The sequence below is a fragment of the Pseudoalteromonas sp. MMG033 genome (assembly GCF_057197785.1).
The window spans coordinates 1,044,517-1,059,504 of record NZ_CM170070.1; the positions used below are offsets into that span (position 1 = coordinate 1,044,517).

Annotated in this window: 3 protein-coding genes (1 of these 3 only partly in view); all 3 read right to left on the bottom strand. The window is 45.7% G+C overall.

From position 1 onward, the window contains the following. Tightly spaced (each overlapping or abutting the next), the 3 genes in view from AC2CZC_RS04900 to AC2CZC_RS04910 form a layout consistent with a single transcriptional unit that may run on beyond the window. Positions 1 to 4,095, bottom strand: coding sequence for an OmpA family protein (locus AC2CZC_RS04900; RefSeq protein ID WP_484584022.1), 4,095 nt, complete (start codon positions 4,093 to 4,095; stop codon positions 1 to 3). Next, a complete protein-coding gene (locus tag AC2CZC_RS04905; RefSeq protein ID WP_484584023.1) occupies positions 4,088 to 5,491 on the bottom strand; it encodes a hypothetical protein in 1,404 nt (467 codons plus the stop codon). The genes AC2CZC_RS04900 and AC2CZC_RS04905 overlap by 8 nt, the downstream gene beginning before the upstream one ends. After that, a protein-coding gene (locus AC2CZC_RS04910; protein ID WP_484584024.1) for an SdrD B-like domain-containing protein crosses the window boundary here: on the bottom strand, positions 5,457 to 14,988 show its 3' portion. The gene runs 14,519 nt beyond the window's last position; only the last 9,532 of its 24,051 coding nucleotides appear in the window; the start codon falls outside the window, past its right edge; it ends in the stop codon at positions 5,457 to 5,459. Before AC2CZC_RS04910 ends, AC2CZC_RS04905 begins: the two co-directional genes overlap by 35 nt.

The following is a 14,988-nucleotide window of genomic DNA, read 5'->3' on the forward strand; positions in this document are numbered from 1 at the left end:
CTAAAACTTACCAACAAGGTTGATAAACCACCCTTTTGAGTCGTAGTCTAGGTCCGTTAAGTCATCAGAGAAGTCGGTAAAGTTATAACCAACGCCGATTTTCATATGCTCACCAACATGACGATGCAGCGCAAATAAAGCGCCCGAGCGACGGTCTTGTGCTAAGTCGACAGTCAAAGCGCGCCACTCAAGGGTTGCATCCCATTGATGCATCAAATGGTAGTCAGCACGCAATACGCCAAGTGTTGCCTCAGAATCAAACCATTGACCTGTGTCACGCCCCATTCTCAGCTCACCTTGTCTCTGCGCCAGTTTAGTACCGATACGCCAGCGCGGTGTCAGCTGATAATTTACGTCTAATGCCCAGACGCGGCTGCGCTGCTGTGGCGTGTTATCGAGACCAATGCCACTCAATTGTGATGCAGGCGCTAGATCTTCAAGATATGTAAAGCTTGCCATACCGGACCAAGGGCTCGCTTCAATCGGTCGATATGCCACACCAAATTGTGCTTCAGTGAAATCACTGTTGAGCGCGCCCGCAGGCGCACTGTCAGATAAGGAGCTGTCACTTTGCGCCCAGTCGATGCGCAGCTGTGCTCGCCAATCATCCGTTAATTTTGCATGAATGTTTTGTCTTGCCAGCCAAGACGTTCTAGTCTCCGTGCTATTGCTATCTTCTCGGTATTCTAAGGCACTGCGCCACTGCCATTTATCGGTTTGATAGCCAAGCGATAAGGTGGTGACATCACGATCTATCAAGTCATTATCACTTTCAAGCTCACCTTGTTCAAAACCAAGGCCCGCTTGCCAGCCAACTAAAAAGTCATGTTCAATGCCATAGGCATGGGTTAAACCCGTTTGTCGACTATCTTGTTGCCAAATTTGCTCTGCGTAGACGCTGGTTGAAGAGTTAAATCTATGTCTTGAGCCTGTTACCCAGTTTTTTTGCTTGCCGGTTGAAAATAGCTCTCCCCCATCAGGGTCGACACGATATTCAACATAAGCATTGCTGCCCGCTTTGTATTGCCAATCAACCCCGAGTTTACCCGCTTCCCCGAGGTTGCCATGAGATACTTCAGAATTGACAGCCAGCGTGTCTGTCACCTGCACTTCAGTACCGACACCAACACGGTTATTTGCTAGTCGGCTTTGCTCTCTTGCAAGCGTGCCTTGAATATACACATAAGGCTGCCACTTTTCACTGCCGTCGTAGTCAAGCTGTACGATTGCATCAACGCGCTCACCATCATCAAGTTGGGGCGTTTGAGTCTGCTCTGTTTGCTCTGTTTGCTCTGTTTGCTCTGCAAGATTTTCTTTATTGTCTTGGCGTACAGCGCTGCTAATTTTCCAATCGTCATTTAGTTGATAAACATACCCTAATTCCGCAGCCTGCCTGCGTTGTTGCTGCTCTGCTTTTTGTTCATCCACTTTGAGCTGAATGGCATGATCGTCTTCAATTTGCCATTGCCAAAATGTGCCAACTGCATGGCTATCAACTTGGCTTATTTGGCCTGTAGAGTTAAACCCAGATTCAAGTTGTTGCCAATAAAATTGGCCATGTCCCTGTTCATCCAGACCAAGATCAGAAAACTCAAATGCAGCTTCAATTCTGTGCCCATCGGCTGCTTGACCCATTTCACTCGACTGTTGCTGATCAAACTCAATACCACCTGTAAACGAGTTTAATGTATTGCCAATACCTTCTGTTTGCGCGGCCTCAACCTTAATGTATGCAGTATCACTTTTACGGTATGTGGCATCTAACGCAATCAATTGATCATTAAACAGGTCTTGTTCTTGATGATTTAGCGTAGTACCCACTTGAATAGTATCGCTCAGCCAATGACTCAAACGTGCACCATACGTCAAATTGTCTAACCCGTTTATCCCCGGTGTATACTCATATTGCGCCACTAAATAAACAGGGTTGCTATCTAAACTTGCGGTACGCACCAATAAGTCATCTTGCTGGAACGAAGACAGCGGTCTATTGAGTAATATTCGCCCTTGCAGTGCATCAATGTCATAGTCTTGACCAGCAACCATGCCACGTCTGACTAGCACTAAACCTGTAATTTTATCACGCACCTCAACAGCTATTTGCTCAGAACCCTGAACAATATCTTGATGTTGAAGATAATAAAGAGAACCGCCTGTGGAGCGATGAGATTCATAAGCGCCTAAGGTTTCTGCCTCTGCTGCATATAGATGAGCTTGAGATTGGTTATCACCGGCAGCAGTCAGATCATCTGTGATGTATTGCAATTGCAAACCATATAGGCCGCGTTCAACACGTGCCAACTCAGTATCATTGAACGACGTATTAAAGTTACCCCATAATACGTGAGACTGGGACTTCTCGACTTTTAGATACACCTTACCATTGGTTGGTGCATCATCAATCACGGTAGAATCATCGCCATATTCCGTCGGATGCTGCTCTTCATCAAGACGTCGAAATAAGCTTTTTGGATCTTTTTCATGTAAACCAGAGAGTAGCTTATTCAGCCCTTGCTCCTGCGTGTCAATCCGCGCGGTCACCTTGTATTCGTCTTGCCATTTACCCGTGATATAAGCACTTAATCGGCCTTCGGCAAACACATTACCGTCTTTGTTGTGATCAGCGCTGAGTAATTCAACTGGACCATTATGGCTGTTTTGACCTAGGGTTAAATCAGCCATTGCCACATAAAACCAATCGCTCTTTGGCAATGCTAAATCCCGATGGATTAAGCGTCCTTCCCCTTGCTCATTTAAAACAGCAACTTCCGCGCGATGAAAACCACTATGAACAATTTCTTGATGTACAAATTTACGCTCACGATTTACAGCCACCACACGGCCTAAGAAGTACACGCGATGATTGCTCGGTACTTGCTCACCATATAAAGTCAGTGCACCGCCTGAGATTTTGATATTTTGCTTAGCAAGCGTCGACTTGCCGTAACCTGCCATTAGATATCCATCAAGCTTGTTGGCATCTACCGCATAGCGCGGTTTGAAATCAGCCTGAGCAAGACTTGTTTCATCAAAGCGGCCTTGCTTATTGTAAACTCTTAAGCGGTATTTCAAGCTCATGCCCAGCATATTGCCCGGTAATCGCCAGCGGCCGGTTAATCCTGCATCTAACGCCACCTTCGTCAGTACTTTGTCACTGTGTGGCGCGAGGATCTGCACTTCTGCGTAATCAAAAAAGCTCTGATAATTACTATAACCTTTTAGATGGAGCATCAAAGTATTACCAGATTTAGTCAGTGCATGCTGCACGTTCAGTTTAGGCAATACATTCAAAGGGTCATATTTTAATTGCAGCTCAAAGCGCTCTAAATTGATATCAGCACAGCGTTGACTATCGGCATTATTGGTTGCATCTTCATCCATAAAGGCTTGACCATCTATAGTGATATTGAGCGGCCCTTGATGAGATGCGCTGTCACCGCATAGCTTATGACGCTGCGGCGGAGCTATCACCTGTGTATCTTTGACCGTGCGCGTTTCTGTGTAAACAGCAATGACTTCGACTCGGCGGTTTCTCGCCATACCAGCCAATGATGCATTACTTGCTACCGGCTCGCGATTAGATCGACCTTCGGTTGTTGTCGCTGAGGGGGCAAGATTAAGCTGCTGACGGAAGTAATCCGCCACAATATTCGCTCTATGCTCAGACAAGCCCTGATTGGTTTTATAAATCTTACGCGCATTAGCGCTTAAACCTTGTGAATCTGCGTGGCCGATAAAGTGCAATTTAATATCTTGCTTGCCTTGCAAAAAGCCAATGATGCGGTCCATTTCAAGCTTAGTGGTGCCCGTTAAATAATGCTTACCAGAAACAAAACGGATCGCAGAGTCTTTCACGAATTGAGCGGACTTATCATCTTTAACCGTGCGCTCTATTTCGACGGTTTTTGCCTTAGGCTCATCCAATCCACTAAAAACAAAATGCTTTTGCACTATCACCCGTTCAGTATTACCTGCCGCAGGCGCCACTTTGCTATCATTAACAGCGTCGATAAAGGCATAGCTCATTGAAGGTGCAGAAGCATACGCTGCTGCACACAATAACGAAATTTTACTTAGCAAGAATCGATTAGTCATCGCTTCCTCCTAACTGCTGGTGGGCTGGTAAAGCTGGAATAAAAAATGGGATCATTTCCGTTTCAATAGTGATTGGAAGCTCGCGCTCTGCTACTTGTGTTTGGAGCCATTCAAGTAACAATTGAGATTTACGCTCCGCTTCTGTGGTTTGCTCTAATTCAGATTGTTGATACGCGATGCGGATCACTGTCGGTGTTTTATCTAGTGCATCCATTAGCTGCGTTAGACGAGACAAGTACTCAGGCATAACTGACTCACCGTCAAATAACTCAGCGGTGATCTCAATGCGCGCTACTTTATGGATACTGGCTGCAAAGTCAAGTTGTTGTGATTTACCACGTGTTAAACGCACCACTCGTGGATTTTCACTCACCACACGATAACCTGAAGGTAAGCTGCGCTCGTCTAGTTTAACAATAAAGTTACCACCGCGAATTGCATGTGGAATGTCTGCACATGCAAGATGATAGCGACCATGCTGATCCGTGGTGATCCAAAGACCTTGCGCCGTAGCAAGACGAATGGCTGGTAGCCCAGGCTCTCCCTGATCTTGCATGCCGTTGCGGTTGTGATCATCAAAGACTTTACCCAACAGATCGCTACAATCGAAAATAGGATCTGGCACAACTCTCACCGCAGCTTCGCCGATATTTGAGATACGGTTACCCACACCGTTTTGGTACAAGCCCCCAACAAATTCTACCCAAGCTTGGTTAATGTATTTACCCTCACTGACACCGGCACCGACAACAACGATCAATTCGATCATCATCGACTGCTCTGGTTGTAAGGCGTTCACATGCCAACGTAATTGTCTGCCTCGCTGCTCTGGTTCAATCGCTTGACCATCGATTTTAGCGCTACCAGCAACATATTTCAGACCAGCTGGCAGTTGATCAATAAGATCCAGAGGTGAAAGCACCATATCTGACTGGTTGGTCACCTTAATGCGATAAGGCACCAGCTCACCAATCACAACGTCCTGCTTAAGCGCTTGCTTACTCACATGAACAAGATCATCGCCAAAGGCATCTAACGGAATATGGTTATTTACGACGTTGCCTGATGGTAATTTAGGCTCAATATAAAAGCTCTGATAGTACTGTGTTGTGTGCATATCTTGCAGTGCTTGATCCGAGTGGCTAGCACACTGGGTTGCGACATGCTCAGGTGCATCAAGCGTTGGCACAGTTTCTTCAGCAAAAATGGTAATTGGTAATTCTCGAGCACCCACTCTGAGTGTATTTGCACATACAGGTAGACGCTTCGACCCACCACTTTGATACCCGTTTGGTTCCGTTACATGTAACTCATAAACCCCAGCAGGTGCTTGTGCAAACAGTAAAAACTGATAGTAACCATCATCGCTGGTGGTCTGCTCTATTCGCCAAACCACCTACTAGGTGCAGATCAGGCTCAAAACCATCAGGGCCTGTGATCTTAATTTTTGCACCCTCAATTGGCTTCCTCAGTTCTGAGTCATAAATCACGCCAGAAGGATCGACAGGTAATGACTGATTCTCGACCTGTTCACCCGCACTCACTCGCAGATTTAAGATAGTCCCTTTTTCAGTACTCGCCTCAGGATCGTCAGAGACTGGAAGACCGTAAATTACACCACCTTGAGGGTGTCTAAATCGCACTTCATACGTCCCTACAGGTAAACCATGGAAAGTATATTGGCCATTAGCATCTGATTCGATGGTTGCCAATGGTTCTGCATCTAGCGGATTGCCTTCCCCAGTCATGGGATCCGGTAACAGCTCAACGATCCAACCGCTTTGTCCATTACTATCATCTTTTTCACGGTTGTGGTTTTTATCTAACCATACCAAGCCGGAAATACTGGCCGGATCCATTAACTGCTCACCGAAGTTGTATGAATGTGCCTTTGTGACGTGTCGCTCGATGTGGATCGCAGAGATCAAATCATCGCCAAGCACGCCGCCAATACTACCTACACTATCAATACCATCTTGTGTATTTTCAGGCTGGTACTCAGTTACAGTAAACCCATCCACACCACTGAGTGGCAGATCTTCAAACTCATATCGTCCATAAGCATCAGTTAAAATATCACGACTAACAGGCTGCCCATCAAGATCTGCACCGGTAATGGTCAATCTAACATCACGTAAACCCAACTCATATGTGTCTTGTACACCATCATCGTTCAAGTCAACATACACTCGACCAGCAAGGTCGCTGCCGCGCTCTGCAAAATTATATCCTGTTGCATGCTGATCTATGGCAATTGAAATGCCCGAGAATTGATCTTCACCAACGTCTCCGCCAGCATTACCTAGCTGCTCTTTACCATCTAACCAAGCATCTGGTTGTTGTTGGTTGATTTGATACATACCTGGATATAAGTAATCAAAGGTATATGCGCCTTGTTCGTCAGAAACCACCGTGCGCTCTACTTCAATGCCGTCTTGTGTAGTACCGATTAAATTAACTTGAACGCCACCAATACGCAGTGCTTCACCTTCATCTAATAAGCCATTTTCATCTGCATCAACCCAAACCTCACCAGAAATAGAAGCCGTTGGTAACTCAGCAAAATCGTAATTTGCATACTGTTTAATTTCTAAAACGGTACCAACAAAAATACTATCCGTGCCTTTGGTATTGTCAATCACGATGCCATTGGCAGACTCTTGACCATCCAAATAGGCATCTGGTTGCACAACCTGCGTCAGGGTATAACCTTGCTCATTACTTGGCGGCAACTCAGTAAAAGAGTAAACACCCTGCTCATTGGTCAGCGCAGTCAGCTCAACATCATGTCCTTGATAATCGACACCTGTAAGTTGAATTTCACTCTCTGCGATCATCAACTCTGACATTTCTTGTACAGTACCTTGAGGCAGCAAGCCAGAGTCCGTTTTATCGATAAAGACACGACCACTGATTGCAATACCGAAACCTTCAGTGAAGTTTAGTTTTACTAGCTCCTCACCTTGCACAAGTACCAACTTGTCTATGACATCTCGCTGATCCGAATCGGCAACTCGGATCCCATTTTGATAATCAAAACTATCGGCATAATGCTCAGGTTGTATTTGAGTAAGCTGGTAGCCCTGTTCATTACTTTGCGGTAATTGTGTGAACTCAAATCGGCCATCTTCAGCACTGATGGTTTGATGCGCAATGTCATTACCTAAATGAGTTGTGCCTGTTAGCTCAATGACTGCATTCGCAATAGCATCATCACTGTTATCCAACAGACCATCGGTATTTCTATCAACAAACACAGCACCAGCAATACGGCCCATATATAACTCAGCAAAGTGCAGATTTTCAACCTGCTCGCTAGTCGACAACAAAACCATAAACGCATCATTTGTATCTGTTGAAGCGATAACTCCATCGCGCGACTCAAGGCCATCACTAAACTCAACTGGCTGAACTTGCGCTACCGTATATCCTTGTTCATCACTTTCGATAAGATTATTAAACGAGAACAAGCCTGCTTGATCTGTTTGAGTTTCGATAGATATAGACTCACCAAATGCCGAAGTACCATTCAGTGTCACTGTGACACCTGCTAACCCAGCTTCCTGTGTATCAAGCAAGCCACTGTTATTTGAATCAATGAATACTTTACCTGATATTTTTGCGTCAGAATAAAGCTGCTCTGTGAAGATGACTTCAGGGGCTGCTTGCTCAGCTAATACCAGTTTGATCTCGCTGTTTGAACCAAATTGGTCTGAGTTTGCACCTTGGTAATCTTGACCTTCAAGGTAATCCGTTGTGCCTTGCGTGATGGTATAACCCGCCGCATCAGACTTGCGCAGACCTGCAAAGTTAAATGCACCGTTTGCATCTGTCGCAGTGCTTAAGCTCACCGCTTCACCGTAAAGATCCTGACCCGTTAGCGTGATCTGAATGCCAGCAAGTGCAAAGTCATTGCCGTTGCTTGTACCATCTTGATTGATGTCCACAAACACACGACCTGAGATAGATTTATCACCGGCATTCAGCTGCTCTGTGAAGATGACTTCAGGAGCAGCTTGCTCAGCTAATACCAGTTTGATCTCACTGTTTGAACCAAATTGATCTGAGTTTACGCCTTGATAATCTTGACCTTCAAGGTAATCCGTTGCGCCTTGCGTGATGGTATAACCCGCCGCATTAGATTGGCGCAGACCTGCAAAGTTAAATGCACCGTTTGCGTCCGTCGTCGTGCTTAAGCTCACCGCTTCACCGTAAAGATCCTGACCCGTTAGCGTGATCTGAATGCCTGCAAGTGCAAAGTCATTGCCATTATTTGTGCCATCTTGGTTAATGTCTACAAACACGCGACCTGAGATAGATTTGTCACCAGTATTTAATTGCTCTGTGAAGATAAGATCTGGAGCTGCACCGTCAACTAATACCAATTTGATTTCACTGTTTGAGCCAAATTGATCTGGGTTTGCACCTTGGTAATCTTGACCTTCAAGGTAGTCTGTTGTGCCTTGCGTGATGGTATAACCCGCCGCATCAGACTTGCGCAGACCTGCAAAGTTAAATGCACCGCTTGCGTCCGTCGTCGTGCTTAAGCTCACCGCTTCACCATAAAGATCCTGACCCGTTAGCGTGATCTGAATGCCTGCAAGTACAAAGTCATTGCCGTTATTTGTGCCATCTTGGTTGATGTCCACAAACACACGACCTGAGATAGATTTATCACCTGAATTAAGCTGCTCTGTGAAGATGACTTCAGGGGCTGCTTGCTCAGCTAATACCAGCTTGATCTCACTGTTTGAACCAAATTGATCTGAGTTTGCACCTTGGTAATCTTGACCTTCAAGGTAATCCGTTGTGCCTTGCGTGATGGTATAACCCGCCGCGTCAGACTTGCGCAGACCTGCAAAGTTAAACGTACCATTTGCGTCCGTCGTCGTGCTTAAGCTCACCGCTTCACCGTAAAGATCCTGACCCGTTAGCGTGATCTGAATGCCAGCAAGTACAAAGTCATTGCCGTTATTTGTGCCATCTTGGTTGATGTCCACAAACACACGACCTGATATAGATTTGTTACCTGAATTAAGCTGCTCTGTGAAGATAAGATCTGGAGCTGCACCGTCAACTAATACCAATTTGATTTCACTGTTTGAGCCAAATTGATCTGGGTTTGCACCTTGGTAATCTTGACCTTCAAGGTAGTCTGTTGTGCCTTGCGTGATGGTATAACCCGCCGCATCAGACTTGCGCAGACCTGCAAAGTTAAATGCACCGCTTGCGTCCGTCGTCGTGCTTAAGCTCACCGCTTCACCGTAAAGATCCTGACCAGTTAGCGTGATCTGATTACCTGCAAGTACAAAGTCATTGCCATTATTTGTGCCATCTTGGTTAATGTCGACAAACACACGACCTGAGATAGATTTGTCACCAATATTTAATTGCTCTGTGAAGATAAGATCTGGAGCTGCACCGTCAACTAATACCAATTTGATTTCACTGTTTGAGCCAAATTGATCTGGGTTTGCACCTTGGTAATCTTGACCTTCAAGGTAGTCTGTTGTGCCTTGCGTGATGGTATAACCCGCCGCATCAGACTTGCGCAGACCTGCAAAGTTAAATGCACCGCTTGCGTCCGTCGTCGTGCTTAAGCTCACCGCTTCGCCATAAAGATCCTGACCAGTTAGCGTGATCTCAATACCTGCAAGTACAAAGTCATTGCCGTTATTTGTGCCATCTTGGTTAATGTCCACAAACACACGACCTGAGATAGATTTATCACCGTCATTAAGCTGCTCTGTGAAGATAAGATCTGGTGCAACATTGTCAGCCAATACTAATTTGATCTCACTATTTGAGCCAAATTGATCTGGGTTTGCACCTTGGTAATCTTGGCCTTCAAGGTAATCCGTTGCGCCTTGCGTAATGGTGTAACCCGTCGCGTCAGACTTGCGCAGACCAGCAAAGTTAAATGCACCGTTTGCGTCGGTTGTGGTGCTTAAGCTCACCGCTTCACCGTAAAGATCCTGACCAGTTAACGTGATCTGAATACCAGCAAGTACAAAGTCATTGCCGTTACTTGTGCCATCTTGATTAATGTCCACAAACACGCGGCCTGAGATAGATTTATCACCAGTATTTAATTGCTCTGTGAAGATGATTTCAGGGGCTGCACCGTCAGCTAATACCAGTTTGATCTCACTGTTTGAACCAAATTGATCTGAGTTTACGCCTTGATAATCTTGACCTTCAAGGTAATCCGTTGCGCCTTGCGTGATGGTATAACCCGCCGCATTAGATTGGCGCAGACCTGCAAAGTTAAATGCACCGTTTGCGTCCGTCGTCGTGCTTAAGCTCACCGCTTCACCGTAAAGATCCTGACCAGTTAGCGTGATCTGAATACCTGCAAGTACAAAGTCATTGCCATTATTTGTGCCATCTTGGTTAATGTCTACAAACACGCGACCTGAGATAGATTTGTCACCAGTATTTAATTGCTCTGTGAAGATAAGATCTGGAGCTGCACCGTCAACTAATACCAATTTGATTTCACTGTTTGAGCCAAATTGATCTGGGTTTGCACCTTGGTAATCTTGACCTTCAAGGTAATCCGTTGCGCCTTGCGTGATGGTATAACCCGCCGCATTAGATTGGCGCAGACCTGCAAAGTTAAATGCACCGTTTGCGTCCGTCGTCGTGCTTAAGCTCACCGCTTCACCGTAAAGATCCTGACCCGTTAGCGTGATCTGAATGCCTGCAAGTGCAAAGTCATTGCCATTATTTGTGCCATCTTGGTTAATGTCTACAAACACGCGACCTGAGATAGATTTGTCACCAGTATTTAATTGCTCTGTGAAGATAAGATCTGGAGCTGCACCGTCAACTAATACCAATTTGATTTCACTGTTTGAGCCAAATTGATCTGGGTTTGCACCTTGGTAATCTTGACCTTCAAGGTAGTCTGTTGTGCCTTGCGTGATGGTATAACCCGCCGCATCAGACTTGCGCAGACCTGCAAAGTTAAATGCACCGCTTGCGTCCGTCGTCGTGCTTAAGCTCACCGCTTCACCATAAAGATCCTGACCCGTTAGCGTGATCTGAATGCCTGCAAGTACAAAGTCATTGCCGTTATTTGTGCCATCTTGGTTGATGTCCACAAACACACGACCTGAGATAGATTTATCACCTGAATTAAGCTGCTCTGTGAAGATGACTTCAGGGGCTGCTTGCTCAGCTAATACCAGCTTGATCTCACTGTTTGAACCAAATTGATCTGAGTTTGCACCTTGGTAATCTTGACCTTCAAGGTAATCCGTTGTGCCTTGCGTGATGGTATAACCCGCCGCGTCAGACTTGCGCAGACCTGCAAAGTTAAACGTACCATTTGCGTCCGTCGTCGTGCTTAAGCTCACCGCTTCACCGTAAAGATCCTGACCCGTTAGCGTGATCTGAATGCCAGCAAGTACAAAGTCATTGCCGTTATTTGTGCCATCTTGGTTGATGTCCACAAACACACGACCTGATATAGATTTGTTACCTGAATTAAGCTGCTCTGTGAAGATAAGATCTGGAGCTGCACCGTCAACTAATACCAATTTGATTTCACTGTTTGAGCCAAATTGATCTGGGTTTGCACCTTGGTAATCTTGACCTTCAAGGTAGTCTGTTGTGCCTTGCGTGATGGTATAACCCGCCGCATCAGACTTGCGCAGACCTGCAAAGTTAAATGCACCGCTTGCGTCCGTCGTCGTGCTTAAGCTCACCGCTTCACCGTAAAGATCCTGACCAGTTAGCGTGATCTGATTACCTGCAAGTACAAAGTCATTGCCATTATTTGTGCCATCTTGGTTAATGTCGACAAACACACGACCTGAGATAGATTTGTCACCAATATTTAATTGCTCTGTGAAGATAAGATCTGGAGCTGCACCGTCAACTAATACCAATTTGATTTCACTGTTTGAGCCAAATTGATCTGGGTTTGCACCTTGGTAATCTTGACCTTCAAGGTAGTCTGTTGTGCCTTGCGTGATGGTATAACCCGCCGCATCAGACTTGCGCAGACCTGCAAAGTTAAATGCACCGCTTGCGTCCGTCGTCGTGCTTAAGCTCACCGCTTCGCCATAAAGATCCAGACCCGTTAGCGTGATCTGAATGCCTGCAAGTACAAAGTCATTGCCGTTATTTGTGCCATCTTGGTTGATGTCCACAAACACACGACCTGAGATAGATTTATCACCTGAATTAAGCTGCTCTGTGAAGATGACTTCAGGGGCTGCTTGCTCAGCTAATACCAGCTTGATCTCACTGTTTGAACCAAATTGATCTGAGTTTGCACCTTGGTAATCTTGACCTTCAAGGTAATCCGTTGTGCCTTGCGTGATGGTGTAACCCGCCGCATCAGACTTACGAAGACCTGCAAAGTTAAATGCACCGTTTGCGTCCGTCGTCGTGCTTAAGCTCACCGCTTCACCGTAAAGATCCTGACCGGTTAGCGTGATCTGAATACCTGCAAGTACAAAGTCATTGCCATTATTTGTGCCATCTTGGTTAATGTCGACAAACACACGACCTGATATAGATTTGTCACCAATATTTAATTGCTCTGTGAAGATAAGATCTGGAGCTGCACCGTCAGCTAATACCAGTTTGATCTCACTGTTTGAGCCAAATTGATCTGAGTTTGCACCTTGGTAATCTTGACCTTCAAGGTAATCCGTTGTGCCTTGCGTGATGGTGTAACCCGCCGCATCAGACTTACGAAGACCTGCAAAGTTAAATGCACCGTTTGCGTCCGTCGTCGTGCTTAAGCTCACCGCTTCACCGTAAAGATCCTGACCGGTTAGCGTGATCTGAATACCTGCAAGTACAAAGTCATTGCCATTATTTGTGCCATCTTGGTTAATGTCGACAAACACACGACCTGATATAGATTTGTCACCAATATTTAATTGCTCTGTGAAGATAAGATCTGGAGCTGCACCGTCAGCTAATACCAGTTTGATCTCACTGTTTGAGCCAAATTGATCTGAGTTTGCACCTTGGTAATCTTGACCTTCAAGGTAATCCGTTGTGCCTTGCGTGATGGTGTAACCCGCCGCATCAGACTTACGAAGACCAGCAAAGTTGAATGCGCCACTTGCGTCCGTCGTCGTGCTTAAGCTCACTGCTTCACCGTAAAGATCCTGACCGGTTAGCGTGATCTGAATACCTGCAAGTACAAAGTCATTGCCATTATTTGTGCCATCTTGGTTAATGTCCACAAACACACGACCTGAGATAGATTTATCACCAGTATTTAATTGCTCTGTGAAGATAAGATCTGGAGCTGCACCGTCAGCTAATACCAGTTTGATCTCACTTTTTGAGCCAAATTGATCTGGGTTTGCACCTTGGTAATCTTGCCCTTCAAGGTAATCCGTTGTGCCTTGCGTGATGGTGTAACCCGCCGCATCAGACTTGCGCAGACCAGCAAAGTTAAATGCACCGTTTGCATCCGTCGCAGTGCTTAAGCTCACCGCTTCACCGTAAAGATCCTGGCCCGTTAGCGTGATCTGAATGCCAGCAAGCACAAAGTCATTGCCGTTACTTATACCATCTTGGTTGATGTCCACAAACACACGACCTAAGATAGATTTATCACCAGTATTTAATTGCTCTGTGAAGATAAGATCTGGAGCTGCACCGTCAGCTAATACCAGTTTGATCTCACTTTTTGAGCCAAATTGATCTGAGTTTACGCCTTGATAATCTTGACCTTCAAGGTAATCCGTTGCGCCTTGCGTGATGGTATAACCCGCCGCATTAGATTGGCGCAGACCTGCAAAGTTAAATGCACCGTTTGCGTCCGTCGTCGTGCTTAAGCTCACCGCTTCACCGTAAAGATCCTGACCGGTTAGCGTGATCTGAATACCTGCAAGTACAAAGTCATTGCCATTATTTGTGCCATCTTGGTTAATGTCTACAAACACGCGACCTGAGATAGATTTGTCACCAGTATTTAATTGCTCTGTGAAGATAAGATCTGGAGCTGCACCGTCAACTAATACCAATTTGATTTCACTGTTTGAGCCAAATTGATCTGGGTTTGCACCTTGGTAATCTTGACCTTCAAGGTAGTCTGTTGTGCCTTGCGTGATGGTATAACCCGCCGCATCAGACTTGCGCAGACCTGCAAAGTTAAATGCACCGCTTGCGTCCGTCGTCGTGCTTAAGCTCACCGCTTCACCGTAAAGATCCTGACCGGTTAGCGTGATCTGATTACCTGCAAGTACAAAGTCATTGCCATTATTTGTGCCATCTTGGTTAATGTCGACAAACACACGACCTGATATAGATTTGTCACCAATATTTAATTGCTCTGTGAAGATAAGATCTGGAGCTGCACCGTCAACTAATACCAATTTGATTTCACTGTTTGAGCCAAATTGATCTGGGTTTGCACCTTGGTAATCTTGACCTTCAAGGTAGTCTGTTGTGCCTTGCGTGATGGTATAACCCGCCGCATCAGACTTGCGCAGACCTGCAAAGTTAAATGCACCGCTTGCGTCCGTCGTCGTGCTTAAGCTCACCGCTTCACCGTAAAGATCCTGACCGGTTAGCGTGATCTGATTACCTGCAAGTACAAAGTCATTGCCATTATTTGTGCCATCTTGGTTAATGTCGACAAACACACGACCTGATATAGATTTGTCACCAATATTTAATTGCTCTGTGAAGATAAGATCTGGAGCTGCACCGTCAACTAATACCAATTTGATTTCACTGTTTGAGCCAAATTGATCTGGGTTTGCACCTTGGTAATCTTGACCTTCAAGGTAGTCTGTTGTGCCTTGCGTGATGGTATAACCCGCCGCATCAGACTTGCGCAGACCTGCAAAGTTAAATGCACCGCTTGCGTCCGTCGTCGTGCTTAAGCTCACCGCTTCGCCATAAAGATCCAGA

Excerpts from the sequence above, each read along its gene's own strand:
- AC2CZC_RS04900 (WP_484584022.1), bottom strand. The coding sequence starts at position 4,095 with ATGACTAATCGATTCTTGCTAAGTAAAATTTCGTTATTGTGTGCAGCA.